We start from the raw sequence: 25,621 nt of genomic DNA, 5'->3' as shown, positions 1-25,621 counted from the left end.
ACCCAAAATAATTTGGTCACAAGGCCGCAGATTTATTCGCGAGAGCAATGCTTTAATGCTTCAATCAAAAATCTAAAATTCTTCAATTCCTCAATTCTTCAATCCCAAATCCCAAATCGAAAATTCCTCAATACTTCAATTTTTCAATCGAAAATTTTTCAATTATTCAATCCCAAATCCCAAATCTCAACTTCTTCAATCCTTCAATTACTCAATCTAAAATCTAAAATCTAAAATCTAAAATCGAATGACTGCACTGCCCATATGCTCCTTAATTATAGTCAACTATAACGGTCTGCGCCACACGAAAGATTGTTTAAAATCTCTACAAAAACTTGCGTATCCCGAATCGCAACTAGATTTAATTGTAATTGATAATTGTTCTCAAGACGATTCCGTTAATTTCCTGCGCGAACTATTTCCCAAAGTTCGGATTTTTGTCAATACTGCCAACAACTTTGCTAAAGCCCTCAACCTCGGCATCAGCGAAGCAAAAGGGCAATATATCGGCTTTCTAAATAACGATGCTACCCTTGACAGTCGCTGGTTAGAGATTCTTGTAAAACGGCTAGAAACTAATAAAGAACTAGGTGCGACTAGCGGCAAATTGTTGTTTAAAGACGGGCGAATTAACAGCGCTGGTATTCAGCAATTACCTAATTTTTATTGGCAAGATGTCGGCTTTGGCGAAAAAGATGCGGGACAGTACGATACAGAACGGGAAGTCGAAGGGCTTTGTTGGGCGGCGGTGCTTTTTCGGAGAGAATGTCTGGAAGATGTGGGGCCGATAGATGAAGATTTTGTGATGTATTTTGAGGATGTAGAGTTTGCCAAACGCTGCCACAAACGCGGTTGGAAAATGCTTTATACTCCCGCCGCCATCGCCCATCACGAATATCGGGGTTCGAGTAAAGGCAGCAAACTTACCGAGTATTTCTGCAACCGCAATAGGTTTTTGTATTTGGCAAAACATGAACCCTTGCAATTAGTCAAAGGAATTCATACTTCTGATTTTTTTACTAACAAGCAGTACGATTTGCTGTTCGAGAGTTTGTTTGTAGCGATTAAAAAACTTCTAGATTATCAGAAACCAGAAATCATCGAAACTGTATTGCCACAGTTGTCGGAAAAGTTGGCGGTGATTTACAGTCGCCTGAAGATCGATCGCATTTTGTCTCGATTGCAGGTGGTTCGGGGCGATCGCAAAATGTCGATCGCCATTTACGATCACGGACTGCATTTTATTGGTGGCGGTCAAAAATACGTCGCTACCCTCGCCTCGCTGCTACAAAATGAATTTGACATTACTTTTATCGCCAACAAACCAGTTGCTGTTTCCGATTTAGAATCCTGGTACGGACTCAACCTTTCAGGATGCAAAATTAAAATTATGCCCTTGGCGTTTTACGATAAACGCGGAATGCAGTGCATCGATTCCAGCATCATCGTGGAAGATATGGAAAATCCCTTTGATGAAATTGCCAGAGAAAGCAAAAACTACGATATTTTCATCAACGCGAACCAACTGGAAAAAGTTAAACCACTATCGCCAATTTCAGTATTTTTCTGTCACTTTCCCAATACCTTCCGCAACCGTCATTTTGCTGTCGATGATTACACTTTCATTATTGCCAACAGTCAATTTACCGTCAAGTGGTTGGAGAAACGCTGGAACCTACAGCCAACTTTTCTGCTTTATCCCCCCGTGGAAATGGCAACAGTTAAAGTGCCGAAAGAAAACATAATTTTGGCGGTGGGACAGTTTGAAGCTGGGGGAACAAAAAAGCAAATTGAACTAATTAAAGCTTTCCGCAGTTTGCTAGCGGATTATCCCGAAGATTTTCAAGGATGGCGACTAATTTTAGTTGGCAGCAGCATTCCGAAAAATCCTTATTTAAAGACTGTTCAGAATTTATTGAAGCAAGATTCAAGGGCGATCGAGCTAAAAGTCAATGTTGACTTTGATGAGGTAAAATCACTTTATGCTAGAGCGAGCATATTTTGGCACGGCTGCGGTTTGGGTGAAGTCAATCCTCAAAGATTTGAGCATTTCGGGATGGCGACTGTGGAAGCAATGCACAACAGTTGTGCTCCGATTGTTTTCAACGGCGGCGGGCAACCGGAAATTGTCGAACATGGGCGATCGGGCTTTGTGTTCAATACCGTTGAGGAACTTTGCCAGCGTTCACATCAACTAATTGTTAATCCCGATTTGCTAGCAGAACTTCAAGCAGGTGCACAGCAACGCAGTCAGAACTTTAGACTTGCACATTTTGAGAAAAAAGTCAATAGTTTTTTTGATATTCTTCACCAAGAGTATGCTACAATTCGGCTGCCAAATCCTGCCGATATAGCTCAAATGCTCGATCGAACTTAAAGGCTAATTAAATAGTCCACCAGGGGTTAAAACCCCTGGCTCAAAGCTAAAGTCCTCTTGCATAGGACTAATATCAAAGTCGATTTTATTAGCGTTTTCTTTAGTCCGCGTAGGCGGACTTTGTATGTGTAGTCGCGACTTCCAGTCGCCGGATATCTTTCCCTAAAATCATGTCTAATTCACTTTTAATCAATTTGTCCTTTTTAACTCCCGAACCGACGGGAATCGGGACTTATGCAGCAAATCTTTTTCCCGAACTTCAAAAGCTAGAACCTACACTCCTTGTTTCCCAGCAAATTAACAATTATACTTGCTATCAAATCCCAGAAACTCTGACACCGGATCGAGGGTCAAAAGGACAAATTAACAGGCTGCTGTGGACTCAATTCAACTTGCCAAAGATTTACAAAAAATTGCAGTCAAGCCTGATATTTTCCCCCATTCCCGAAGCACCTTTATATTCCGGCTGCCGCTACATCGTCACAGTTCACGATTTAATTCCTTTGCGATTTCCCCAACGTTTTTCTCGATTAACAGCTTATTTCCGCTACTACATACCCCAGGTTTTGCAGCAAGCAGAACACATTATTTGCGATTCTCAAGCAACGGCGGCAGATGTTGCTAAAATTTTCCAAATTCCGCCTAAAAAGATGACCGCAATTCCCCTAGCTTGCGATAATATTAATTTTAGATATCTCGACTTGCCCGCCAAAAATTATTTTCTTTATACCGGCAGACACGATCCTTACAAAAACTTGGAAAGATTAATTGCTGCATTTGCGAGTTTACCCGATCGCACAAACTACGAATTGTGGCTAGCTGGGCCTCCCAATGCCTACACACCGCAGTTGACAGCACAAGTTGAAGAATTAGGTTTACAATCTTTAGTAAAGTTTCTCGGTTACGTTCCCTATTCTCAATTGCCCGTACTGATGAATCAGGCGATCGCCCTAGTTTTCCCTACACTTTGGGAAGGATTCGGCTTACCAATTTTAGAAGCAATGGCTTGCGGCACACCCGTCATCACATCCAACCTGTCATCAATGCCAGAAGTAGCCGGAGATGCCGGATTATTAGTCAATCCTTACAGCGTCCCAGAAATAGCCGAAGCCATGCAAACCGTAGCCACAGATTCAAAAGTGCGATCGAACTTAAAAACTGCTAGTTTAGCCAGATCATCTCAATTTAGCTGGCACAAAACTGGAAAAGCAACCGCCAACATCTTACAACAATATCTGTAAATCTTCCCTCTCTTCCTTTCTGCGCCATCTGCGGTTAAACTCACATCTTACACCCTTGTCAGCAACAGGCAAGATGCCTGTTCCACAAAAGATAAATTTTCTTGTGGAACAGGCATCTTGCCTGTTCCTAAAAAGCTAATTGAGAATGGTGCAATATCTCAGGTTAAATAAAAAAAATCCCCGCAAAAACCGCAATCTACATATTATCCCATGCCCAATCCCCAATCCAACCTGCTCATCAACCTCTCCTTCCTAATTTCCAAACCAACCGGCTTAGCCATCTACGCCAAAAACCTATTTCCCCACCTAAAATCCCTCAACCCAACCTTACTAACAGCCGAAAAATTTGCCAATAACAACTGCTACCAAATCCCCGGCAACCTAACACCAGAACAAGGAATTAAAGGCCACATCAACCGATTGCTGTGGACACAAACCCAACTCCCCAAAATTTACAAACAGCTAAAATCTAACCTGTTATTTTCCCCAATTCCCGAAGCTCCTCTATTTGCAGGTTGCCGCTATATAATTACAGTACATGACTTGATAGCGCTGCGATTTCCCCGTCGCTTCGATCCTCTGACACCTTACCACCGCTATTACATTCCCCAAGTGCTGCGGCAGGCTCAACACGTCATCTGCGACTCAGAATCCACTGCCAAAGATATCGCTAATTTTTGCAAGATTCCTACTAATTTAATTACGCCAATTTTCCCCGGATACGACACCAGTTTTTTCCGTTTTTTAGACTTACCAACAAGCAATTATTTTCTTTATATCGGCCGCCACAATCCTTATAAAAACGTGCAGCGAGTTGTAGCAGCCTTTGCTGCTTTGCATCATAATTCCGAATACGAATTGTGGATAGCAGGTTCGGAAGACAAACGCTATACACCGCTGCTGAAGGCGCAGGTTCAAGAATTGGGATTGGTCGATCGAGTAAAATTCCTAGATTACCTCCCCGCAGCCGACTTGCCCAAAGTTATCAACCAAGCGATCGCCCTGGTTTTCCCCAGTCTTTGGGAAGGCTTCGGCCTCCCCGTGCTCGAAGCAATGGGCTGCGGCACTCCTGTCATCACATCTAACCTGTCTTCAATGCCCGAAGTGGCAGGGGGTGCAGCCTTATTAGTCAACCCCTACAGCGTCGAGGAAATTGCCTCTGCTATGCACCAGCTTGCAGTCGATGCCAAAGTTCGATCGCACTTACGGGAGCTCGGTTTGGCTAGGGCAAAACAATTTAGCTGGGAAAAAACAGGCTTGGAAACTGCTGCTATTCTCGATCGATATCTTTAACGAAGGAAGTTCGGCAACGGATTCGGTAACGGATGTAACGGATGTAACGGATGTCGAGAAGAAGGAAGAGGAAAGTTCGGCAACGGATTCGGTAACGGATTTAACGGAAGGAAGAAGGAAGAGGGAAGAGGGAAGAGGGAAGAAGTAAGTGGGCCGATTTAATGACCAATGCCCCATGCCCCATGCCCCATGCCCAATTCCCAATTCCCCATTCCCCCTCCCCCTGACAGGCTGAGTTAGGGACTGTAGACCCCTTTTACTTATTGATACCCAACTGATCGCCGCGCTTGTACTGCTGATAAGCAGCAAAAAACAGCCCCGCCAGAGTAACAAAGATTAGACCCAGAACAATACCTGAAAGCAGCGGTTCTACCATGAGATCTCCTTAACGTTAAGATTTAACAACCTATTTTTAATATTACCAGCACTTACACAGATGAATTTTCCAAAAAGCGCCCTTCCGGGAGTATTAGAGCTTGCTCTCCCCGCTGCGAACGATTAAGCTATGTTATGAGAAATAAATTTTCTTGTAGATACTATTTTTAATTGAACTCCTTTGAATAACCAACTTGCCAGGAATGAAATTAAAAACCCGATCGAGCGACTTGCCATATTTGCGCTAGCGGTGTTGCTTGCCATCATCTTGGCTACGCTCACAATACGTCAATTTCAAGTCGCCGATCCTTACGTCAAAAGCGTCCTATCCCTCACGGGCAACCCGTTTCAGGGTTCCGCCATCTTTCAAATGAACTGTGCGGGTTGTCACATATCCGTTTCAGACAGTCAAGTCGGGCCCAACTTGCACGGAGTTTCCGATCGCAAATCCGAATTCGATCTGATCCGGCAAGTCACCAGCGGGCAAACCCCACCAATGCCGCAGTTTCAACCGAGTCCGCAAGAAATGGCCGACTTGCTGAAGTATCTCGAACAAATTTGACAAAAGAAGGGGAACGGAATTCATTCCCCTTCTTTGGCAGATCCTCCAAACCCATGCTTAGAGGTTGTGCTTCCCGCTAGTCCCTCTGTGTTGGGACAGCAGGCAAGTGTATGCTCGGTTCTAACTGCCGAGTTTGATCTGCGGACTAAACCAGCAAGCTAAAACTCTGAGCCGATAACTGGCTCGGCTGCACGCCCCTGAGTATAGCCAAAATCTGGTCGCTGTTGGCGATCGCGATCGCCGTCGAGCCGTTAGTTTCGGTTAATGACAGTTGATTGAAGTCCAAGCCTCCCACCAACTTGATCGAATCAACTCCTGCGGTGAAGTTGAAAATCGTGTCAATTCCTCCCCCCGCTGACAAGACAAAGCCATTGCTGCCAATGCCGCCGACGAGGGTATCGCTGCCACTGCCGCCAAAGAGCAAATCATCGCCGGTGTCAGCAAAGAGCAAATCATCGCCGCTGCCGCCAATTAAGGTATTGTTACCCTGGCCACCGCAGAGAGTGTCATTGCCTTGATCGCCAATTAGCACGTCGTCGCCAGCGCCGCCCAACATTACGTCATCGGCTTTGCCCCCGTACAATACGTCATTGCCTTCGTCGCCAGAAAGAGAGTCGTTGCCACGATTGCCATAAATCGTATCGTTACCGCGATCGCCAAAAATCAGGTCAAACCCTTTGCCACCGAAGAGAGTATCGCTATCGATGCCTCCGTAGAGAGTATCGTTGGCTATATTGCCATTGATGTAGTCGCCGCCCCCTCGACCAAAGATCAAATCGTTGCCGATCAACCCGAAGATAGAGTCACTGCCGGCACTACCCACGATCGTATCGTCGCCGTTAGGGCCATTGATCACATTACCCGCTGAAGGAGTGCCGGCCTCATTGGGAGTAGCGATCCTGGGGAAGTTCTCAGGGCAAACCAAATCTGTCGTTACAGGTGCAGGCGTCGGCGTCGTTACAGGTGCAGGCGTCGGCGTCGTTACAGGTGCAGGTGTCGGCGTCGTTACAGGTGCAGGTGTCGGCGTCGTTACAGGTGCAGGCGTCGGCGTCGTTACAGGTGCAGGCGTCGGCGTCGGTGCAGGCGTCGGCGTCGGTACAGGTGGCAGTGGCACTGGCGGCGGAGTCGGAGTCGGCGTCGGAGTCGGCGTCGGCGCTGGGAAGTTGCCGAAGTTGATGCCAGTGACAATAGCGCCTGAAGTTAGGGCGATGTCGGCGGGTTCGGGGGTGCTTTGGGTAAACCCAGTTTGGTTGACTTCCCTGACGCGGTAGGTTCCCGGCGTTAGGTTGGCGAACAGGTAGTTGCCAGTGTTGTCTGTGGTAGTAGTAACAGGAGCAGGAGCAGTTCCAGCTACGACATTGGTTAACTGAATTTGGAAATTGGGTAAACCCGGTTCTCCAGCATCCTGAGTGCCATTGTTGTTGGTGTCTTGGAACTTCAGACCTCGGATCGCCCCCGGTTGGGGCAGGAAGTTACCGAAGTCAATGCCTGTGATGTTATCTCCACTCTTAACCGCAAAGGGGGCGGGGTTGGGGGTCGTCTGCGTCCAGCCGTTTTGCTGGACTTCCCTTACCTGGAAAGTACCTGCGGGTATGTCCTTAAGAGTGTAGTTGCCCGTGGCATCGGTGATGGTAGTGGGTTCGCCCTGCTGAAACAATCCATCCGGAGTGATACTGTCGAGGAATATTTGCCAGTTAGCTAGCCCCAATTCTCCGGCATCCTTAATGCCGTTGTTGTTGAGGTCATTGAATTTTTGACCGCTGATAGTGGCCGGCTGGAAGTTGCCGAAGTTGATATTAGCGATGTCTTGACCGCTGGTGACAGTGATGTCCGCCGGGTCGGGGGTAGTTTGCGTCCAAGTAGGCTGCAAGACTTCCCGCACCTTGTAGGTACCTGCTGGCAAGTCGAGGAATTTGTAGTTGCCTGCGGGATCGGTGTCAGTGTTCGCTTCTCCCGTGTCGAGAGTGCCGTTGTTGTTTGTATCGAGGAAGAATTTCCAATTGGGAAGTCCTAGTTCCCCGGTATCTTGTACCCCGTTGTTGTTGAGGTCATTGAACTTCAGACCACTAATCGAGTTGGGTCTGAAGTTGCCGAAATTGTTGTTTTGGGAATCTGTGCCGCTGGTGACGGCGATCGTAAACGCGCCGGGAAGAGTAGGCCTAGCTGGATTGACAGGGGGTAGAGTTTGCGTCCAGCCTGTTTGTGGCACTTCCCGCACTGTATAAGTGCCGACTGGCAAGTTGGTGAACTGGTACTTGCCGGCGACATCGGTGACGGTGGCGTTGGTGCCTGTTTCGGCTGGTACTGCATCTTGGCTGCCGCTGTCGTTGGCATCCAGGTAGATTGTCCAGCCTCCTAGGGGTTGTTCTGCTGGCGCATCTTGGATGCCATTTTTGTTGAGGTCGTTAAATTTGATCCCGCTGATTTTGCCTAGTTGGAAGTTGCCGAAGTTGGTGGGAGTGGCTGCGGTGTTGGTGATGTTGACGCCACTGTTGGTAGTGATGCTGCCAGTGGGGGCAAGAGTTGGTTGCCAATCAGGCTTTGGCACTTCCCGCAGGGTGTAGGTGCCGGGTCCAACGTCGGTAAAGGTGTAGTTGCCGGTGGGATCTGTAGTTTTGGTTTGTGCCACTGTACCGGTGGCGGCGTTAACTAACTGAATATCAAAAGGAGTTGGCGGTGCTACCTCTCCCGCGTCTAGGGCACCGTTGCCGTTTTTGTCCTCGAATTTGGTACCGCTAATGGTGATGTTTTTGAAGATACCGAAGTTGGTGGGAGTCGCTGCGGTGTTGATGACCGGAGTACCGCTTAGGGCGGTAACGGGAATTGCGGCAGCGGGAAAAGAGATCCTAGAGCCGGCTGGGGCCGTGGCTTGTATTAAATATTTGCCCGGGCCTATATCGGAGAATGTGTAATCTCCGGCTCCGGCAGTCGGTACCGGCGCACCCACGATCGTATCTGTGGCTGCTTGGAATATGCCGTCGCCGTTGGTGTCTTTGTATAAAGTGACCGTGACCTCGTTTTGTGTGGTGTCATCGGACGTGAAGCCGTCGCCTTTGAGGTCTGTGTAGGTTTTGCCCGCGATCGAGGTTTTTTTGAAATTGCCGAAGTTAGCACCGGTAACATCAGCAGTACCAGTCGTCACCGTTGGTGCCAAAGTCTGCACCCAATCGGTTTGTAACGTTTCTTCGATCGCTGTATTTGCCTTAGTATCCGTGAGAGTGTATTGGCCGAGAGTGGCAGCAACGGCAGATGTTACATTAGTCTTCGTACCTGCGGTAATAGTCCAGCCGCCTAGACCTGGTTCAGTTGCCGCGGCACCTTGCAGGCTATCCCCGTTAAGGTCGTTGAATTTCTGACCCACGACCACGGGCCCGTACTCGTAAGCACCGATGTCAATATTCGGTTTGCTGACAAGAGTATTGTCAATTTTTCGAGGAAAGCCAGTACCTCGTTGGTCAAAAGCTGTAGCGCCCACTGCCGTTATTGTCGGGTCGCCCCCACCAATTGCAGGGTTGCTGCTGGTAGTGACGGGGCTGTTGTCAACTAGGGCCAGGGTGAACGGGCCGGTAGTTGCACCGTTGAGTCCGGCAGAGGCTGCTGGAGCTAATACATTTGCCAAAGGAACCGCTAATGCCTGAGCTGTGAAACCCGTGCTAGTGCCGAGAACCCCAATCAGGTTGTTATTTCCTGTGAATGCCCCTGTAACATCTGTGTCGGTAGTAGCAACGTTGCCAGCAACGATCGTGTTTTTGACTGTAACTGTACCGCCGTTGTTGTAAATTCCTCCGGCACTAGCAATCAGACTAGCCGGTATGCCAACTGTGGCTGCTGTGGAAGTGTTATAGGCGATCGTATTATTGGTCAGAGTAGCGGTAGCACCTAAGTTGACAAAAATTGCGCCACCTGCTGCTGTACCCGCACCTGCGGCCACATTACCAGCATTGCCACCAGTAACTGTGTTGCTATATAAGGTGCTGTTGGTCATGGTCAAAGTGCCACCGCCAACAAAAATCGCGCCGCCTAAACCTGCACCGCCGCCACCAAAGCCAATAGCACCTGCACCGCCAAAAGTGCCTCCAGCGCTTGCACCATTGCCACTACCGCCACCGCCGCCGAAGCCGCCAATACCGCCAGCGCCGATAGTGCCATTGATGTTGCCAGTGCCGAGTAGACCGCCAGCACCACCGCCGCCACCAAAGGCGCCAGCACCGCCAGCACCGCCATTGCCACCATTACCCTGGGTCCCACTACCAGCAGGACCGCCAAGGCCACCGGCACCTCCACCACCGCCGCCACTACCGACAACGCTACCAGCACCACCAGTGCCGCCAATGCCACCAGCCCCACCGTTTGTCCCGCCAGCAGTAGCACCAGTACCACCAGTACCACCTTTACCGCCTGTACCGCCTGCATTTCCAGAAGTGCCTGCTTCGCCGTTTTCACCTATTCCACCTGCCAGGCCAGTGCTATCTAGACCGGTGCGACCATCTCTGCCATTTGTCCCTGCCGTACCTCCGAATAAAGTACCCAGATCGGCGCTACCACCCTTGCCACCATTCCCAGCCACACCTGCACCGCCAACGGCAGAGTTATTAGAAAAAGTAACTCTGTCAACTGTGACTGTACCGTTGTTGATAAAAAGTGCGCCACCTAAGCCCGCAGCGCCACCACCACCGGTGGTTCCCGCGTTGCCTACTGCTTTTGCGGCATCAATGGTGAGGTTTGAGATGTTAAATGTTGTGTTATCAACTACGAAGGCACGGTTGTTATTGCCGCTGATCTTGAAACCACCGCCAACAATAGTGGTGGTGTCGGTAATTCTCGGCAATTGCCCTGCGAGGGTAATATCGGCAGTGAGAGTAATCGTGTCAGTGCCGCTGTTGATGTTGGCAACATTGATGGCATTTACCAGTCCGTTAAAGTCGCCAGTCGTTTGGTTCAAGTCAGCCAGTACGCCACTGTAAGCTTCCCTCGCCTCTGCTGAAAATGCTAAAGGTGTTTCTATGTTGCCCGTAGTTACTTCTAGTTCCCAGTCTCCACCCAGTGCCGCATTCCCGGTCAAGTTATCGGACGCGGCAATATTTGCCCCGGTGAGCTGGCTCAGCCTTTCCACGAAAGCCACACCTGCTTCTGTGGCGGCGACGTTGCAACCGTAAAGTAGAATTTCGGGTTTAGCTGTAATTGAAGAGTTCGAGTTTGTTTCGGCTGCTGGCAAAGCAAACCATGTTTCTAAATAATTGCGGTAGCTTTCAATGTTGCACAGATTTAGTTCTGTTGCTCCCAGTTGCAAGCTGGCTGCTGCACCGTGAGACAAAATGTGGACGGCTGCAATGTTTTTCCGCTGTTTAAGTGTTTCGGCGATTTGCTCGATGCCGTCGCGATCGGCTTTGAGAATAACAATTTCTGTATCGGGATTGAGCGTTTCTGTTAAACTTTCACAATCTTTAACTTGTGAATCAGCAAAAACTATCTGGTGTTTCCGTTCTTTATAGATTTCCACGTTCAAATTCTCCTGGTACACGCACACATCAAATTCATATCACAAACCAACCGCAGCAACGATCGAGCTTTTTCCAGCGCGGATGAGAGTCGTTGGCGAAGCCCGCCCCTACGGGGGCTACGCCAACGAAGAGGATCGCCCCTAATTTCACCTAACCTAACTTTCACCTAAATGGAATATTGACAAAAACTTTTTTATATGCTCCCCTGCCCTAACTGAGTTAGTTTGATTGTTTAGAAGTCTTAAAGGGGGATATTGTTCCGGCTGGTACAACAATAATGTTGGAGAAGACTTGCGCGCTGTTTATTGATATGTCAGAGATGGAGAAAAAACCAGATTTTATAAAAATTGTCAATCGAATAGTTAACTGATGGCGATCTATAACCTTTCTCAGAAAGATGAGGTACTCATGGGCATAGGGCATAGGGCATAGGGCATAGGGCATAGGGTATAGGGCATACCTCACCACGCTTGAGAACCGCTATATATTTGTTAGTCAAGAGTCATCAGTCACGGTTATTAGCTGTAAGCTGGTGTTATTTGGTAGTTGTTAGCTGCTGAATTATCGGTATGTGCGATCCTCTTCGAGGGCTTCGCTAACGACCAACCGCCCTCAAATTTGTTTGTAGTGAGGAATGCAAGTCCTCTGAGTTTTATGAAGACTTGCATTCCTCACTACAAAAGTTAAAAAAGTTCTTTTACAGGAATAGATAGGACTGATTAATCCTCACCTAAAGCATCTAGGATACAAGCCCCCGGATTCATCCGTCCAGAAATAAAAAACGTGCATCCGATGAAACTTGCCCGCCGAATTTATCCGTGGGGCCAATGCTTAAATCTCAAATCTCAAATCTCAAATCTCAAATCGATTGACTCATGACTAATATTTATGGACACTATTATACTCAATAGATCGGGAAGAGGAAAGAAAATTTGGCGTGACCGTCCAGAATATTAACTCCTCTTCCATTTGGGCATCCAATACTCACTAATTACCAAGTTTCTTCATCGGGATTATTGGAATTGCTCCAGATTTCCACATCTAAATCATTGAGATACATCAGAGCCGTTTCAATCTGTTTACTTGTACCGTTCAGTTCCAAGTCAAACCAACCGTCATCTAAAGTTTTAACACCCAACAAAGCGGCATTAAAATTCACAGTCAAACCGTATTCAGAAATCAGGTTAGAAATCACAGGTTCCTGATGGTATTCTTTAGGAACACGAATGCGAATGCGGGTTTGAGTTGGTCTGCTGTCACCACTATCAGAGTGGGGAATATCTGATTCTTGGGTTCTGTGAAAATCGCCGATCGCCTCAAATTCAGATTCGCTAGTATTGTTAGCTAACATTTGGGACTCCTAATTTTTGTTTCAGTTTACACTTTGCACCAATATCTTGTAGGATATGCCGCTGTGAGATTTTCGAGCTTCCAACCAGATTGTCGATAGCGCCGCACCTTACTAATGAATCGTTTGAGGGATGAGGTTCACAGCGCGCACCCTAAATCCCTAATGACTAATGACTAATGACTAATGACTCATGACTATTCTTCAACTTCTTTTATCCTAGTTTTGCGTTCTAAAATCTCCTTAAGCACGAGAGTAACAACTGCTAAAAGACCGAGAACTACCGCCGCCGAAAATGCCGCTTGCGTCGCGTACTGCTTGTAAGCATCCTCTACAAACAAAGGCAAAGTTTGCGTTTTCTTAGCAATATTTCCCGACACCACAGAAACAGCTCCAAATTCTCCCATTGCTCTAGCATTGGTCAAAATTACTCCGTAAAGCAATCCCCAGCGAATACTGGGAAGCGTGACATTCCAGAAAATTTGCCAGTCATTTGCTCCCAAAGTTTTCGCCGCCTCTTCTTGATCTGTTCCTACTTCTTCCAAAACAGGAATTACTTCGCGGGCCACAAAAGGCAAGGTAACAAAAGCAGTAGCTAGCACCATTCCAGGGAAGGCAAAAATAACCTTGATATTGGCCGCCTCCAGCCACGACCCGAACCATCCTAGCCGACCGTAAAGCAGTACAATCATTAAACCTGCAACTACGGGAGAGATGGCAAAAGGCACATCTAAAAGGCTGATTAATAGCGTCCGACCCGGAAATTTGTTGCGACCAATTACCCAGGCTGCACACAAACCGAATACTGTATTTACAGGCACAACTATCAGAGAAATTACCAGGGTTAGTTGCGCTGCGTGCAGAAAATCTGGGGAGGTTAAGTTAGAAAAAAATGGCTCAAATCCCTTTCGGAAAGCTTGGTAAAAAACGTTGAGTGTGGGGATAAATAAGACAAGAGCGAGATAGCCGATCGCAATTCCGATTAAAGTTGGTTTTACCCAAGCTTTTTCCTGACTCCGACTAGAACCTGCGGGCGGAAATTTGTAACCAGCGGGTGAATTGATATTAGCCGTCATAGCGTCTTCTCCATGCTTGTAAAAGATTAATGGCGAACAGCATTGCCAGGGAAATAGCTAACATGACAGTGCCGATAACGGTTGCTCCTGCATAGTCGTACTGTTCCAACCGTTGGAAAATTAATACTGGCGCGATTAAATCTTTGAACGGTATGTTAGAAGCTACAATTACAGTAGATCCGTACTCGCCAACCGCTCGCGAAAATCCGAGTGCTACTCCGGTTAAAATAGACGGAAATAGCGGTGGCAAAACTACTCGCCAGAAAGTTTCAAATTGAGAAGCACCTAAGCACCAAGCTGCTTCTTCGATATCTTTTTCCATCTCGTTTAAAACTGGCTGTACGGTTCTAACTATAAATGGCAAGGAAATAAAGATCATCGCTATACCTACGCCCAAGCGAGTAAAGGATATCTTGATTCCCAAAGGTGCAAAAAGCGAACCAATCCAGCCGTTATCGCTGTAAACTGTGGCGAGGGTTAAACCGGCAACGGAGGTGGGCAGTGCAAAAGGTAAATCGACGACTGCATCGACAATCCGTTTTAAGGGAAAGTCGTAGCGGACTAATACCCAGGCAATTAATGTGCCGAATACTCCGTTAATTAATGCCGCAATTAATGCCGTAAAGAAGGTGACATCGTAGGCGGAAAGGGCGATGGGAGTGGTGGCAATTGCCCAAAATTCGGCGGGGTTTGCTGTGCTGGCTTTCAGCAGCATTGCTGTAACTGGGAGGAATAGCATTAAGCTGAGGTAGCCTAGGGTGATTCCCCAAGGTAATGTTATTTTGCCCAGCCCCTTTTTGATATTTTCGATCGGAGATTGAGGGTTACTGATTGCAGATGATCCAGCCATAAGTCAATAGTTTTGAGTTGGAAAGAATAATTGCTGTAGGGGCGGGTTTTACCAAAAATAATTGCCTAAAACCAATCATCTGGTAAACCCGCCCCGGCTCATTAGATAGATGTAGGGTGCGTCGCCATCCTACAATCTGCAAGGCGCGATCGCATATCTAGCAGCGAGGCGCCATACCAGATACGGGTTTTACCGATCGTATTTGACTAAAACCAATCAACTCGTAAACCCGCCCCGGCCACTACTGTTTAATTGAACCTTGGATTTTGTCAAAAACAGCTCCGTCATCGAAGAATTTTTTCTGAATATCTCCCCAACCTCCTAAGTCTTGAGCTGTAAAGAGGGTTTTGATGGGGGCATATTTTTTGACAAATTCTGGTTCCGCCGCTACTGTCGCATCTACTGGGCGGAAGCCTACTTTGGCAAATTCTCGCTGAGCTTCTGGGGTGTAGAGAAACTTGACAAATGCTTCGGCGACTTCGCGAGTACCGTGTTTATCAACGTTTTTATCGACGATGGCAATCGGATTGTCGATCGAAACATTGACTTCTGGAATAGTATAAGTTGGTTTTTCGCCTTTCTCACCAGCCAGAATAATCTCGTTTTCGTAGTTAATTAAGGCGTCGCCTTGGCCTTGTTTGAAAAATACGTCGGTGGCTTCGCGGGCATCTTTAGTCAGAATCGGGACGTTTTTGTAGACTTTAGTAGTCAAGTCTAATGCTTTGGTTTCGTCTCCTCCGGTTTTAACAACAGAGCCCCAAAGTGCGAGGAAATTCCAACGGGCAACGCCTGATGTTTTGGGATCGGCAGTAATCACTTTTACTCCGTCTTTGCTTAAATCTTCCCAGGTTTTGATGCCTTTGGGATTGCCTTCGCGGGTAACTATTGCTCCTACGGATTTACTGACTATGCCTTCATTGGGAACTTCTTTTTCCCACCCAGGTTGAATTAGTCCGGCTTTTTCGATTTTTGCGGTGTCGAGGGCGAGGGCTAGGTGTACGATGTCTGCTTCTAAACCGTCAATTACGGCGCGAGTTTGGGAACCGGAACCGCCGTAGCTTTGGTTGAAGGTGACGGTTTGGCCTTTTTCTTTTTGCCATTGTTCTACGAATTTGGGAATTATCGCTTCGTGGGCGGCTTTGGTGACGGCGAAGGATACTAGGGTTAATTCTACGTTGCCTTTGTTGGCTGCTGGGCTAGCACCGCCTGGACTGCTGCCGGGACTGGCTGCGGGGTTGTTGGTGGTTCCCTGGCCGCAGGATGCAACGGCTAGACTTAAAGTTATTCCCACTAAAAATAGTGACACAAATCTTTTCAGCCCAGTCAATGATTTATTTGTACCGGCTGGTGGCTGTTGCGGCCAGTGAAGGTGTTGAGTTAGGCGTTGCCACGGGCTCATTATATTTGTTCCTCTAGATAAAGTACGGTTTTTAGGTAGGAATACCGTAATTATGGTTGTGAAGTACGATTATAGACAAGAGCGAGTGAAATGGCAACAAAAAAAACAAATTGGGGGAACTCAGGGTCGATCGCATATCCTGAAGTCTTTTCCGTCGGTGTTTTCTAGTCAGATTCGGGGTAAAATGTAAAGTGTATAAATAAATATTATTATTAAGTTAAGGTGCTAAGCTGGCGCGGCTGCACGATTCGCCTGCACGATACGCCTTACATATAGCATCGGCCGATCGCCCAAATCTAATAGCCCTGCCAAGAGTCCCCGCCCCAGGGGGATATGTCTGACTCGCGCGATCGCCCTTAACTAAGAAAAAGTTTTAACTGGTATGTCCTTACCCCGCCCAGTCTCAGACACTCTAATTGAACTGTTGAAGCCTGTAGCCTCTGAATTGGGAGAAAGATTGGGAGCAAGCGCTGTCAACGAACGCTATGCAGAAATTGAACCCTCTGGTTCTTCAGCTTTGAACCAGCAAATCAAAAAAGACCCCCGCTGGATTAAAGCACAAGTGAGATATTTGCAGCGGCAGCAGGCCAGAGAACAAGAATTAATCGCGATCGCCGACGCAGAAGAAAGGGTAAAAGAAGAACGGGCTAATCGAATTAAGGCACAAGAAGTAAGAGATAAGCGGGCAATTAGTCGGCTTTGCCGCGACTTAATGCGGGAGTTTCAATCAGAAGCAATTCGAGTTAAGCTGAGCGAAATTCAAACAATTTGGGACAGGGACAACTGGTTTTCTAATTTGAGCAGGCAGGAAACTGAACAGATTTTGCAGCAGCAGCAGCACCGATTGCTGCTGTTAGTTGCTCCCGCAAAAATTAGCGAAGATTGCCCGGATTCGTTTCGCCACAATCTGAATATCGAGCTGCCGGCTAAGTTAAGAGCTTTTTTGAACCAGCACTACCCCCCGCATGGAGATTTGTGTCCGGTTCAGTTTTACGGAGATTATTTCAAAAAATCCATTTCTGATATTGATGTGGAGCGGTTGCAGACTGTGTTGTCTCCCGTACCGACAGCTATACTGTACAGCGATATCAGCGATTATGAAGTTAATTTTCATGTCGGTTTTTGGGGAGTCATCAATCAGAGCGTTTCTCTAGTGGCGATGCAGCCTTGGAATTGGGAAGAGGTTTATAACCAGTTGGAGGCAGAGGGAAAAGATAGAAAGCTGAGCTTGCGGATTATTCGGCAAATAATTGTGACAATTCACAAATTATTGGCGGCTTTTTTAGCGGATTTGTATTATTTAAATATCGATTTTACTCACGAACCTCAGCTATTTAATTTAGAGGCGGAATTTGCTCAGGAATGGTTTTCTAAAGATTGGGCAAAACCGTATATTGAAACTCTTAAAGAAATTCAGGAGCAGCAGCGAATAGTCTATAAGGGAGAGATGCGGCGGCTGGCGCTGCGAGAGGCGAAAGCTAGGGCGGAACGCCAGCGTTTGGAGGAGGCTGAACTCAAACGCAGAGAGGAAGCTGAGGCTGCTGCTAAGCGGGTGAAGGAATTAGCTCACAAATTAAAACATCAGAAATGGCGGTGTGTATATACGCTGCCGGGACATTCATCGTTTGTCAATTCTCTGGCGATTAGCCCTGACGGTAAAATTCTGGCTAGCGGTAGTTGGGATAAAACTATTAAGATTTGGGATTTAGAAACCACGGAATTAATTGGCACTCTGACGGGACATTCCGATCGCGTAAATTCAGTGGCTATTAGCTATGACGGAAAAATGTTGGTCAGCGGCAGTTCGGACGAAACAATTAAGTTTTGGAATTTGCACAACGGCGATTTGCTGTGTACTTTTCCGGGACATTCTATGGAGGTGAATTCGGTGGCGATTAACCCGAAGGGCTTGGTAATTGCTAGCTGCGGCGGGGCTGATAATACGATTAAGCTGTGGAATTTGCGGAGTGGTGAGTTGCTGCGGACTTTGAGGGGCCATTCTGATAATGTGAATGCGGTGGTTTTTAGCCCGGACGGTAAAATATTGGCGAGTGGTAGTTCGGATGCGACGAGTAAGGTTTGGGATGTGGAAAGTGGCAAGTTGCTGCGGACTCTTTCGGGGTTGAATGTTGGGGTGAATTCTGTGGCGATCGCGCCGGACGGTCAGATTCTTGCTAGCGTGAGCAATGATTATACGATTAAGCTGCGGAATTTGCATACGGGCAGTTTGTTGCGGATTTTAAATACTAATTCTGGAAGCGGAAAGGGTGTAACGAATTTAGGAACGAATGAGGCGGTGCATATTTTGCAGAATTATGTGAGTCGGGGCGAGTCGGTTGCTATCAGTCGGGACGGTTTGACTTTGGCTAGCGGGTGCGATGATAATACGATTAATATTTGGAAATTGCAGACGGGGGAGTTGTTGACCAGTCTTAAGGGACATTCGGGTACTGTGTACTCGGTGGCGATCGCACCTTCGGGCAATTTGCTCGCCAGCGGCAGTGCGGATCAGACGATTAAGATTTGGCGCTGCGATTAGTTAATTGGCAGTGGGCTGTGGGCAGCGGGCAGACAATTCCGGTTTTGCCCTTACGGGGAGAGCTTTTGGGGGAATTTGAAAAAAAATTGGCTGGGGGGGTTGCGCTAATGACTATAAGTTTGCTATATTAAGTTTCACTGCTGGTGTAACTCAGTTGGTAGAGTAGCTGATTTGTAATCAGCCTGTCGCAGGTTCAAATCCTGTCACCAGCTTTACTGATAAGACCAAGGCTTGATGAGACTTCGAGCCTTGGTCTTATTTTTAGGTATGAAGTGGGTCTAGAGCCCCATACCCGTTTCATACCCAACTAAGCTCTTAAAGCTTGGCTTTATGATAGAATGTCCTATCTTAGTAGTGTATAAAAAGTGCGAAGTAAAGCTAAGCTAGATAGGGATTTAGAAGTGGTTTGCTAGCTAGTAGGGTATAGCTATTTTATTTCTTTATAAGAGTCTCAATGCTGACATTTTTTAAAGGTTTGAATATTTTCTCTCCAGCTTTGTGCTTTCCAGATAGGAGTATCGGGAAAAATAATTCTAGAGATAAGTAGGAATTGTGAACAGAACTAACACGGGGCAATAATAGTGAAATAAATTTTTATTTCAAAACTAAACTAAAGAAATCATCAAATTTACACAACTTCCTAACCTTTATGGATAATTAGCTGACGAGCATCTGCGAAAAAAATAGTGTAATACCCCTAAGAAGTTAACCACACTTATTAAAAGTGAATGTATTATCTACTCAAATTTAGGCTCTTCTACTTGCAGACAGATATCTAGAGCATTATGTAATTCCTCTAAATGCTTTAAGACATCTTTACTCACCTTAAACTTCCAATTAGGGTACGCTTTTTCTAAAGCATCGTAGAGAGAAGATATATCTTTCTGCAACCAGGCTTCTACACTTCCTGTTTTAGAGGTAGAAAGTAGAACCGCAATCAACTGAATTTTAATTCGCTGCATCCACTGTTCTACATTAGACGAGTAAAGAGAGTCTGGTGTGAGAATTACTCCTTTAGATGTTCTGAAACCTATTGCTAGACTTGTTAGTTGATAAAAGACCTCGATCAAATCTTTCCACACTAGCTTGTCTAAATGTGGTTGTTTTCTTAGTAGCTTGCATACTTTCAGGACTAATACTCCTGGATTTTGGTTATGAATATCAAAACCCCCAATAGAAATGAATAATTTATCTTTTTTATCCCAGTATTTCCAGTTCTTATTAATCTCTGAGAGAAGCGTACCGATATCTACTTCTGAAATAATTTTTCCAGTCCTCAGCCAGATTAACTGACCATTTTTTACTCCCGACTCTAAAGTGAAAGGACGTAAGAAATTGATAATTTTCTGCCGATCGTATCCTACTATTTCCGTGGGTTTCTTAGCCTGAGCTACTTTTTTGTGTCCTACTAGAATCTGGTAATTAGCAGATAGGAATTTCTCTACTAATTCAGTCAATTGCCCTTGGACTTCTGTTCTGAGAAGACTGTCTGATGATTGAAGGAAGTTCTTAAACGCTACTTTCTCTGCAAAAGATATCGTGCTAGCAACTTTTACAGGGACATTTTTCCGAGCCTTATACCCTTTTTCAGGAGATTTGATGGTGAGTAACTGTTTTACGTGAGATTCTCCCAGATAAAGAATTTCTAAGAAGATTTGACCGTTTTTCTCGTAGATTTCTAAATCTACGTTACGAAAATCAAACTTTGACTGTAGATAGGAGTTAATCTCCTTTACAGTTGGTTTTTTAGTACCAAAATGTTGTTTGAGATTTGGGGGGACTAACTTTAGCCAGTTTAACGCTAATAGAACGGGAGAAGCTATCCTCTTTTTTGACATAAAGTCGTCTAGTAGATAGGGATACTCTTCTGTTTCTACCTCTACCATGAACTTTACACTACCTAAATAATACTTAGAATAGTACGGATCGGTAGCTAAAGTTTTGAATTCAGCTTGTTGGAGGCATCTTTGAAGCTTTTGACTGCTGTCCATCACTGCATTTTCCGGGATAGGTCTTTTATGTAAGACATCATCCGAAATTCTGTCTAAAAGCACTATTTTTTTGTGGAGATCTTCCAGTTTCTCCGTACTTTCTTCATCTGCTGAATTATTTTGCAGGCGATTTACCTCAAAATAGATAGGCGTCCGAATACGTATCTGACATCTGTCGCCATCCCAGTGATTTTTGATAGCTTGATCCGCTAGTAAAATGTACAGCGGTGTTTTAGGAGTTGGAATTGGTAAAGCTAGTATAATCCAAGCATCTCCTGATGGTACTAACTTGATGATAGATGGTACAGTACCTAACAACCCCCTCCATTCAAAGCTGTTTTTAGCTACTGTTTTTACGTCTGAGAGGTTTATAACCTTAGTAACCTCTTTCTCAACCAGTAAAATACGTTCTTTAGCTGACGAATATCTGTGAGAAAGATCGGAATCTACTATAACTTTTTCAAAGCTCTTAGAAGATTCTGGAGAAGTTATAGGAGTTTGAGTCTCTACTATAAGATTGGCGGGGATAGTAGTAGACGTAGTATTCTCCTCTACGACTTTCTCCCGTGAACTATGAGATAAAGCTGCATTACTAGAAGTTTGAGAATCCTCTAGGACTTTCTCGGATTCTACTCGAAGATTGGACAACTTCTGTATTAATGTGTCCTTACTATTACTATTAGAGGCAACATCTTCTTCTGTAGCTATAGAATCGGACCCTATAGGATTGGCTACTTCCTCTAGGAATACTGTATTGAAAGTAGACGAATTTTCGGTTTCCCCTAGACACTCGTTGGCTAGTTTTTCAGTTGGTTTTGTTGCTGCAACTTCCGTCTCAGTATTAGATTTTCCTTTTAGATAGGAAGAAAAATTCACACTTTCTTTTGCTCGTTTATACTCTTTTTCCCACTCAGCATAACTCATTAATTCAATGACTTTAGAGGGAAGCTCTTCTAAATATTTCTTAAGAGATATCTCTTTATCCAATAAACCAAATACATAGTAAAGGATATCTCTCAAAATATATTCACTAGCAGGAACACACAAATAATCAACAAAATTTAAAAGAATTATCTGATTTTCCTGAGATACTAACTCATTAGTTTGATACAAACTTTTAGCGAGATTTCTCAGTGGTTTTCTATTTTGATTAAACCACCTTAGCCAAGAGTCGATATCTATCTTATAGGTAGAAACTAATCTTTGACCTTCCTTTATTTGCTCGCGAAGCTGAGAGGATGAAATTTGCTGATGTTTGATTATCCCTTCTTCAATAATCGATTTAAATTTAGTCTGGAACTTTTCTAAGCTTTGCTCTCTACCCTCTGCATCAGTATGTAGTGTATTGCTATCGCTCCCGGTTCTCCATTGACAATCTTTTCCTGTAGTTTTGAAATGGGAAAAATGAGAAACTCTCTCTGTACCTTTCTTAAAAAAAATAAGTTCTCTACATTGACCACAAATTAGACCTAGCTCTTTATAGGATTGATAGTTTAGTCTATCATCATCGGCTTTAAATTTTTCATTAGAGAAAATAGATATTGCACAAGAAATAGCTACTTCTGATTCTGCTTTCATAAAACTTAACCCCCTTGTTTTTGGTAATTATCATTAAGTAAATAGAACCTTATAATAATTTTAGTAATTATTTAAAAGTTATCCCAGCATTACCTATGAACTTAACAGTAATCCTCTGCATCTACTGTGACTAAAATCACCTAATTGTCTGAAGCCCTAAAATTCTATAGCAATAGTTTTAGCTATTTATCAGTAGGTAATTTTATCCTGAGAAGTGTAACTATGTAACTATGTAACAGTAGGGACATGGCAGTGCCGTGTCCCTATCTGATATGTGCTATTTTGTACCTTTGGGGCGGGCTCGCGTGCCCACCCCACAAGAGTTTCCCGAAAAATAGGTGTACAAGTTAAATGTGCGACAAATTACAAGGCTTTACCTAGCACAGCGCAGGCTGTTTTCAACCATTCAATTGTTCCTGCATCAAGTACGGGTTCCAGTTTCTCGACTACAGCAGCATGATAATTATTCAACCATGCTAGTTGAGTCTTTGACAGCCGATCGACATTTATCAATTTGCGCTCAAACGGAATATACGTCAGCGATTCAAATCCGTACCAAACGGTACCGTTTTTGGATGGCATTTCCCTGACAACATAAAGATTTTCTATGCGAATTCCGCCCCATCCCGGTTCGTAATATCCCGGTTCGATGCTAGTTACCATTCCGGCTTCCAGGGGATACTGCACAGATTTGCTGATGCCGTTTGGCCCTTCGTGACCGGCTAAAAACGCGCCGACTCCGTGCCCTGTACCGTGTCCGTAGTCTAGCTGTTCTTGCCATAATACCGCACGGGCGATCGCATCTAATTGCGCTCCCGTTGTTCCTTTGGGGAATTGCTGCATTGCACAGTTGATGTGCGCGATTAAGACTGTTGTGTAGTGTTCTATTTGTAGCGCCGTCGGTTCTCCGATACTTATTGTTCTCGTATCGTCGGTTGTACCTGCTAAATATTGCGCGCCTGAATCCAGCAGCAGCAATTCTCCGGGTTTTAAGGTGATTTCTGGGCTGGGGGTTCCGTAATGTACGATCGAGCTATTGGCTCCCGCACCGGCGATCGTTCTAAAAGTTAAAGTCTGAAAATCTGCTTCTTCTTGGTAAAATTTTTCGATGCTTTCTTTGACATCAAACTCGGTCACTACATTACCATTTTCTAGCTGTTCTGTCAACCACTTTAAAGTCAAACTTTTCGCTCGACTTGCTTTGAAATTGGCTGATTTCATCTGCTCAATTTCTACGGGATTTTTGCGAGCTTTCATCCCTTCTACCGGATGAGTATCAAAAACTATTTCGATGTTGTAAAACTGCGCTTCTTGATGGTTTAATATTAACTGGTACGTGCCTGCTGTGCTGTGTTTCGGGTCTAAAAGTACCCGAACTTTATGTGGCAAATTTACGCAAGTTTCTAATGTATGCGGATAGTCGGCGTAGGGAAGCAAAGTTACATCATCCCGCAATTCTTGCTTGATTTCTAGCGAAATTCGTTCGGGATTTGTAAACAAAAACGCTGAATCTGTGGTGACAATGGCATAGGATATGAAAATGGGAATGTGGGGAATATCCGAGCCTCGGAGATTGAACAGCCACGCTATTTGATTCAGGTTGGTAATCGGAAGCACATCGATATTGGCTTTTTGCATCGCTTCCCTGACTCTGGCTAATTTTTGGGCGGCGGTTTCTCCTGTCAGGGATACAGGTAAGCTAAATATGGGCTCTGCATCAATCGCGGGTAAACTCTCTGCTGTTTGCCAAGAATTTTGCGATCGCACTTTGTCTGTCAAATTCTCCCGGATTGCTATGAGTTCAATCTCCGCCGTTGCAAATTTTTTCACCCAATTTTGATATTGCTCTGTCGCTACGGTAAACGGGTCAAAACCCATGCGAATTTTCCTTGATTTTTCGACCGATTCTACAGCCAGTTTTTCTAAAGTTTCAATTAAGGTTAAATTTCCTTCTAAGCCAAGTTTTGATATTTGAATAATTCCAGGATCGACTTGCAATTCGGCTTGTTCGTAATAGCGGGAATCCACAAACAACCAAGCGGAATTTTTGCCAACCAACAAATCGCCGGCGGAACCCGTAAAACCGCACATCCAAGCTCGCCGCTGCTTCGCTGCTGGAACGGATAAATTTAAGTGTTCGTCAACCGCTGGGATGTAATAGCAATCTAATTCATAATCTGCCATCAAATCGCGCAAGTCTGCCAGTCTTGCAGCGGAGGTATCTTGGATATTTGTATTTGCTTTCAAGTTCGTGGCAACCATTTTTAAATTTCCTATTTTACTTGTTTAAAATTGTCTTCAAACCTTTAACTAATCTCCTAATACCTGCCGTGGCAGTTGCTTTTTCCAAAGCACCATAAGCAACCCGCAAATAGCAGCCGCTATCCATGCCGAAGGTTGTACCGGGAAGCACTGCTACGTGATATTCGCGAATTAATTTTTCTACTAATTCCATTGTATCGATTTCAGTATCAACTTTCAAGAAAAAGTAAAATGCTCCGCAGGCAGGGGAAATTGTACACAAGTTTTGGATGGTATTGAGTTCGTCTAATACGAGTTGTCGCACAGATGCGATCGCCCTTGCATAATTATCGCAGTAACCTCTACCAACTTGCAAGGCTCCCAGGGCTGCATATTGAGAAATTACGGGCGGACAAATTAAGATGGTATCTTGAATCTTTCTCACTGAAACGAGCAAGTGTTCTGGTATTACCATATACCCGATCCGCCAACTCGCAAAACCGTAGGCTTTGGAGAGGCTAAACAAAGAAATTGTATGTTCGCTGCTGTTGGGAAAAGCGGCGGGCGAACAGTGTTTGACGCCGTTATAAGTAAAATATTCGTAGGCTTCATCGCTGATGTGATAGATGTTGTGCTGGCGACAAATTTGGTTAACTTCTCGGAGTGCTTCGACCGAATAAACAACACCAGTGGGATTATTTGGGGAAATGGTAACTATGGCGCGCGTTTTGTCGGTAATTGCTTTTTTTATAGCATCGATATTAAGTTGATATTTTGCGTCGGTTTCTACTATAACTGGTCGGCAATTTGCCATAATTGCCGCCATTTCGTGGTTAAAGTAATAAGGTGATTGGATAATAACTTCGTCTCCCGCCGAAGTGATAGCGAGAATGGCGTTGGTAAATCCCATGTTGCTACCGGCGGTAACAACAATGCAGTTTTTGTTATTAATTTCTATATCGTTATCGGTTTTGAGTTTGGCTGCGATTGCATCCTGTAATTGTGGAATTCCTTCCACGGCTTTGTATTTGTGATTGTCGGGATTTGCGAAGAATTCGGGGATTTTTTCAAATGATTCTTGTGGCGGATTGTAGTAAACTACGCCTTGTCCTAATGATATCGTTCCCGGATTTTGGCGAATCAGTTCGCCAACTACGGGAATTATTGGCGACTGTACCGATTGCATTCTAGTGGGGTAATTTTTCATATAATATTTGTTTCTTGGGGCGTTAAGTAGATTGACAGAACTT

General features: G+C 45.2%; 15 protein-coding genes and 1 tRNA gene. 7 read left to right on the top strand and 9 right to left on the bottom strand.

Features of this window, described 5'->3' with window-relative positions; translation table 11 throughout:
• Positions 1-247 precede the first annotated feature (247 nt).
• The 4 genes from QUA00_RS00785 (at position 248) to QUA00_RS00770 (ending at position 5,059) form a co-directional block, all read left to right on the top strand.
• Entirely contained in the window at positions 248-2,377 is a 2,130-nt protein-coding gene (locus tag QUA00_RS00785; RefSeq protein ID WP_333408381.1) for a glycosyltransferase, read from the top strand.
• A 170-nt stretch (positions 2,378-2,547) separates the two neighbouring features.
• Positions 2,548-3,618 carry a glycosyltransferase family 1 protein gene (locus tag QUA00_RS00780; RefSeq protein ID WP_333408380.1) on the top strand — a complete coding sequence of 357 codons (1,071 nt, stop codon included), beginning with the start codon at positions 2,548-2,550 and terminating at the stop codon, positions 3,616-3,618.
• A gap of 210 nt (positions 3,619-3,828) precedes the next feature.
• On the top strand, positions 3,829-4,911 hold the full coding sequence (locus QUA00_RS00775) for a glycosyltransferase family 1 protein (protein WP_333408379.1): 1,083 nt from the start codon (positions 3,829-3,831) through the stop codon (positions 4,909-4,911).
• Positions 4,802-5,059, top strand: a complete 258-nt coding sequence (locus QUA00_RS00770; protein WP_333408402.1) for a hypothetical protein — start codon at positions 4,802-4,804, stop codon at positions 5,057-5,059. Before QUA00_RS00775 ends, QUA00_RS00770 begins: the two co-directional genes overlap by 110 nt.
• A gap of 108 nt (positions 5,060-5,167) precedes the next feature.
• Here the strand turns inward: QUA00_RS00770 and petG are convergent, their stop codons facing one another.
• Positions 5,168-5,287: a cytochrome b6-f complex subunit V gene (petG, locus tag QUA00_RS00765; RefSeq protein WP_006632329.1), complete on the bottom strand. Its 120-nt coding sequence runs from the start codon at positions 5,285-5,287 to the stop codon at positions 5,168-5,170.
• 180 nt (positions 5,288-5,467) lie between these two features.
• Between petG and QUA00_RS00760 the strand changes: the two genes are divergently transcribed.
• Positions 5,468-5,848: a c-type cytochrome gene (locus tag QUA00_RS00760; protein WP_333144177.1), complete on the top strand. Its 381-nt coding sequence runs from the start codon at positions 5,468-5,470 to the stop codon at positions 5,846-5,848.
• Positions 5,849-5,993: 145 nt separating this feature from the next.
• Here the strand turns inward: QUA00_RS00760 and QUA00_RS00755 are convergent, their stop codons facing one another.
• The 5 genes from QUA00_RS00755 to QUA00_RS00735 form a co-directional block, all read right to left on the bottom strand.
• The gene (locus QUA00_RS00755) at positions 5,994-11,348 is read right to left on the bottom strand and encodes an SdrD B-like domain-containing protein (RefSeq protein WP_333144178.1); all 5,355 of its coding nucleotides are present in this window, start codon (positions 11,346-11,348) and stop codon (positions 5,994-5,996) included.
• Between the two features lie 992 nt (positions 11,349-12,340).
• Positions 12,341-12,700 carry an NIL domain-containing protein gene (locus QUA00_RS00750; protein WP_333408378.1) on the bottom strand — a complete coding sequence of 120 codons (360 nt, stop codon included), beginning with the start codon at positions 12,698-12,700 and terminating at the stop codon, positions 12,341-12,343.
• A 194-nt stretch (positions 12,701-12,894) separates the two neighbouring features.
• On the bottom strand, positions 12,895-13,773 hold the full coding sequence (gene cysW / locus QUA00_RS00745; protein ID WP_333408377.1) for a sulfate ABC transporter permease subunit CysW: 879 nt from the start codon (positions 13,771-13,773) through the stop codon (positions 12,895-12,897).
• Positions 13,763-14,623: a sulfate ABC transporter permease subunit CysT gene (gene cysT / locus QUA00_RS00740; protein ID WP_333408376.1), complete on the bottom strand. Its 861-nt coding sequence runs from the start codon at positions 14,621-14,623 to the stop codon at positions 13,763-13,765. The genes cysW and cysT overlap by 11 nt, the downstream gene beginning before the upstream one ends.
• Positions 14,624-14,864: 241 nt before the next feature.
• Positions 14,865-16,022: a sulfate ABC transporter substrate-binding protein gene (locus QUA00_RS00735; RefSeq protein WP_333408375.1), complete on the bottom strand. Its 1,158-nt coding sequence runs from the start codon at positions 16,020-16,022 to the stop codon at positions 14,865-14,867.
• 382 nt (positions 16,023-16,404) lie between these two features.
• On the opposite strand from QUA00_RS00735, the gene QUA00_RS00730 reads away from it, so the two are divergent.
• Together QUA00_RS00730 and QUA00_RS00725 are read left to right on the top strand one after the other, a co-directional pair.
• A complete protein-coding gene (locus QUA00_RS00730; RefSeq protein WP_333408374.1) occupies positions 16,405-18,561 on the top strand; it encodes a WD40 domain-containing protein in 2,157 nt (718 codons plus the stop codon).
• A gap of 139 nt (positions 18,562-18,700) precedes the next feature.
• A tRNA-Thr gene (locus QUA00_RS00725) sits at positions 18,701-18,773 on the top strand.
• Between the two features lie 525 nt (positions 18,774-19,298).
• Here QUA00_RS00725 and QUA00_RS00720 read toward each other — a convergent pair.
• The 3 genes from QUA00_RS00720 to QUA00_RS00710 all read right to left on the bottom strand — a co-directional run bounded on the left by QUA00_RS00720 (position 19,299) and on the right by QUA00_RS00710 (position 25,578).
• The gene (locus QUA00_RS00720) at positions 19,299-22,130 is read right to left on the bottom strand and encodes a hypothetical protein (RefSeq protein ID WP_333408373.1); all 2,832 of its coding nucleotides are present in this window, start codon (positions 22,128-22,130) and stop codon (positions 19,299-19,301) included.
• A 363-nt stretch (positions 22,131-22,493) separates the two neighbouring features.
• Positions 22,494-24,392: an aminopeptidase P family protein gene (locus QUA00_RS00715; protein ID WP_333408372.1), complete on the bottom strand. Its 1,899-nt coding sequence runs from the start codon at positions 24,390-24,392 to the stop codon at positions 22,494-22,496.
• 16 nt (positions 24,393-24,408) lie between these two features.
• A complete protein-coding gene (locus tag QUA00_RS00710) occupies positions 24,409-25,578 on the bottom strand; it encodes a pyridoxal phosphate-dependent aminotransferase (protein WP_333408371.1) in 1,170 nt (389 codons plus the stop codon).
• Positions 25,579-25,621 lie beyond the last annotated feature (43 nt).

It is taken from the genome of Microcoleus sp. T2B6, assembly GCF_036700475.1.
Lineage (GTDB): Bacteria > Cyanobacteriota > Cyanobacteriia > Cyanobacteriales > Microcoleaceae > Microcoleus.
This window is presented reverse-complemented; position numbering and strand designations above follow the sequence as displayed.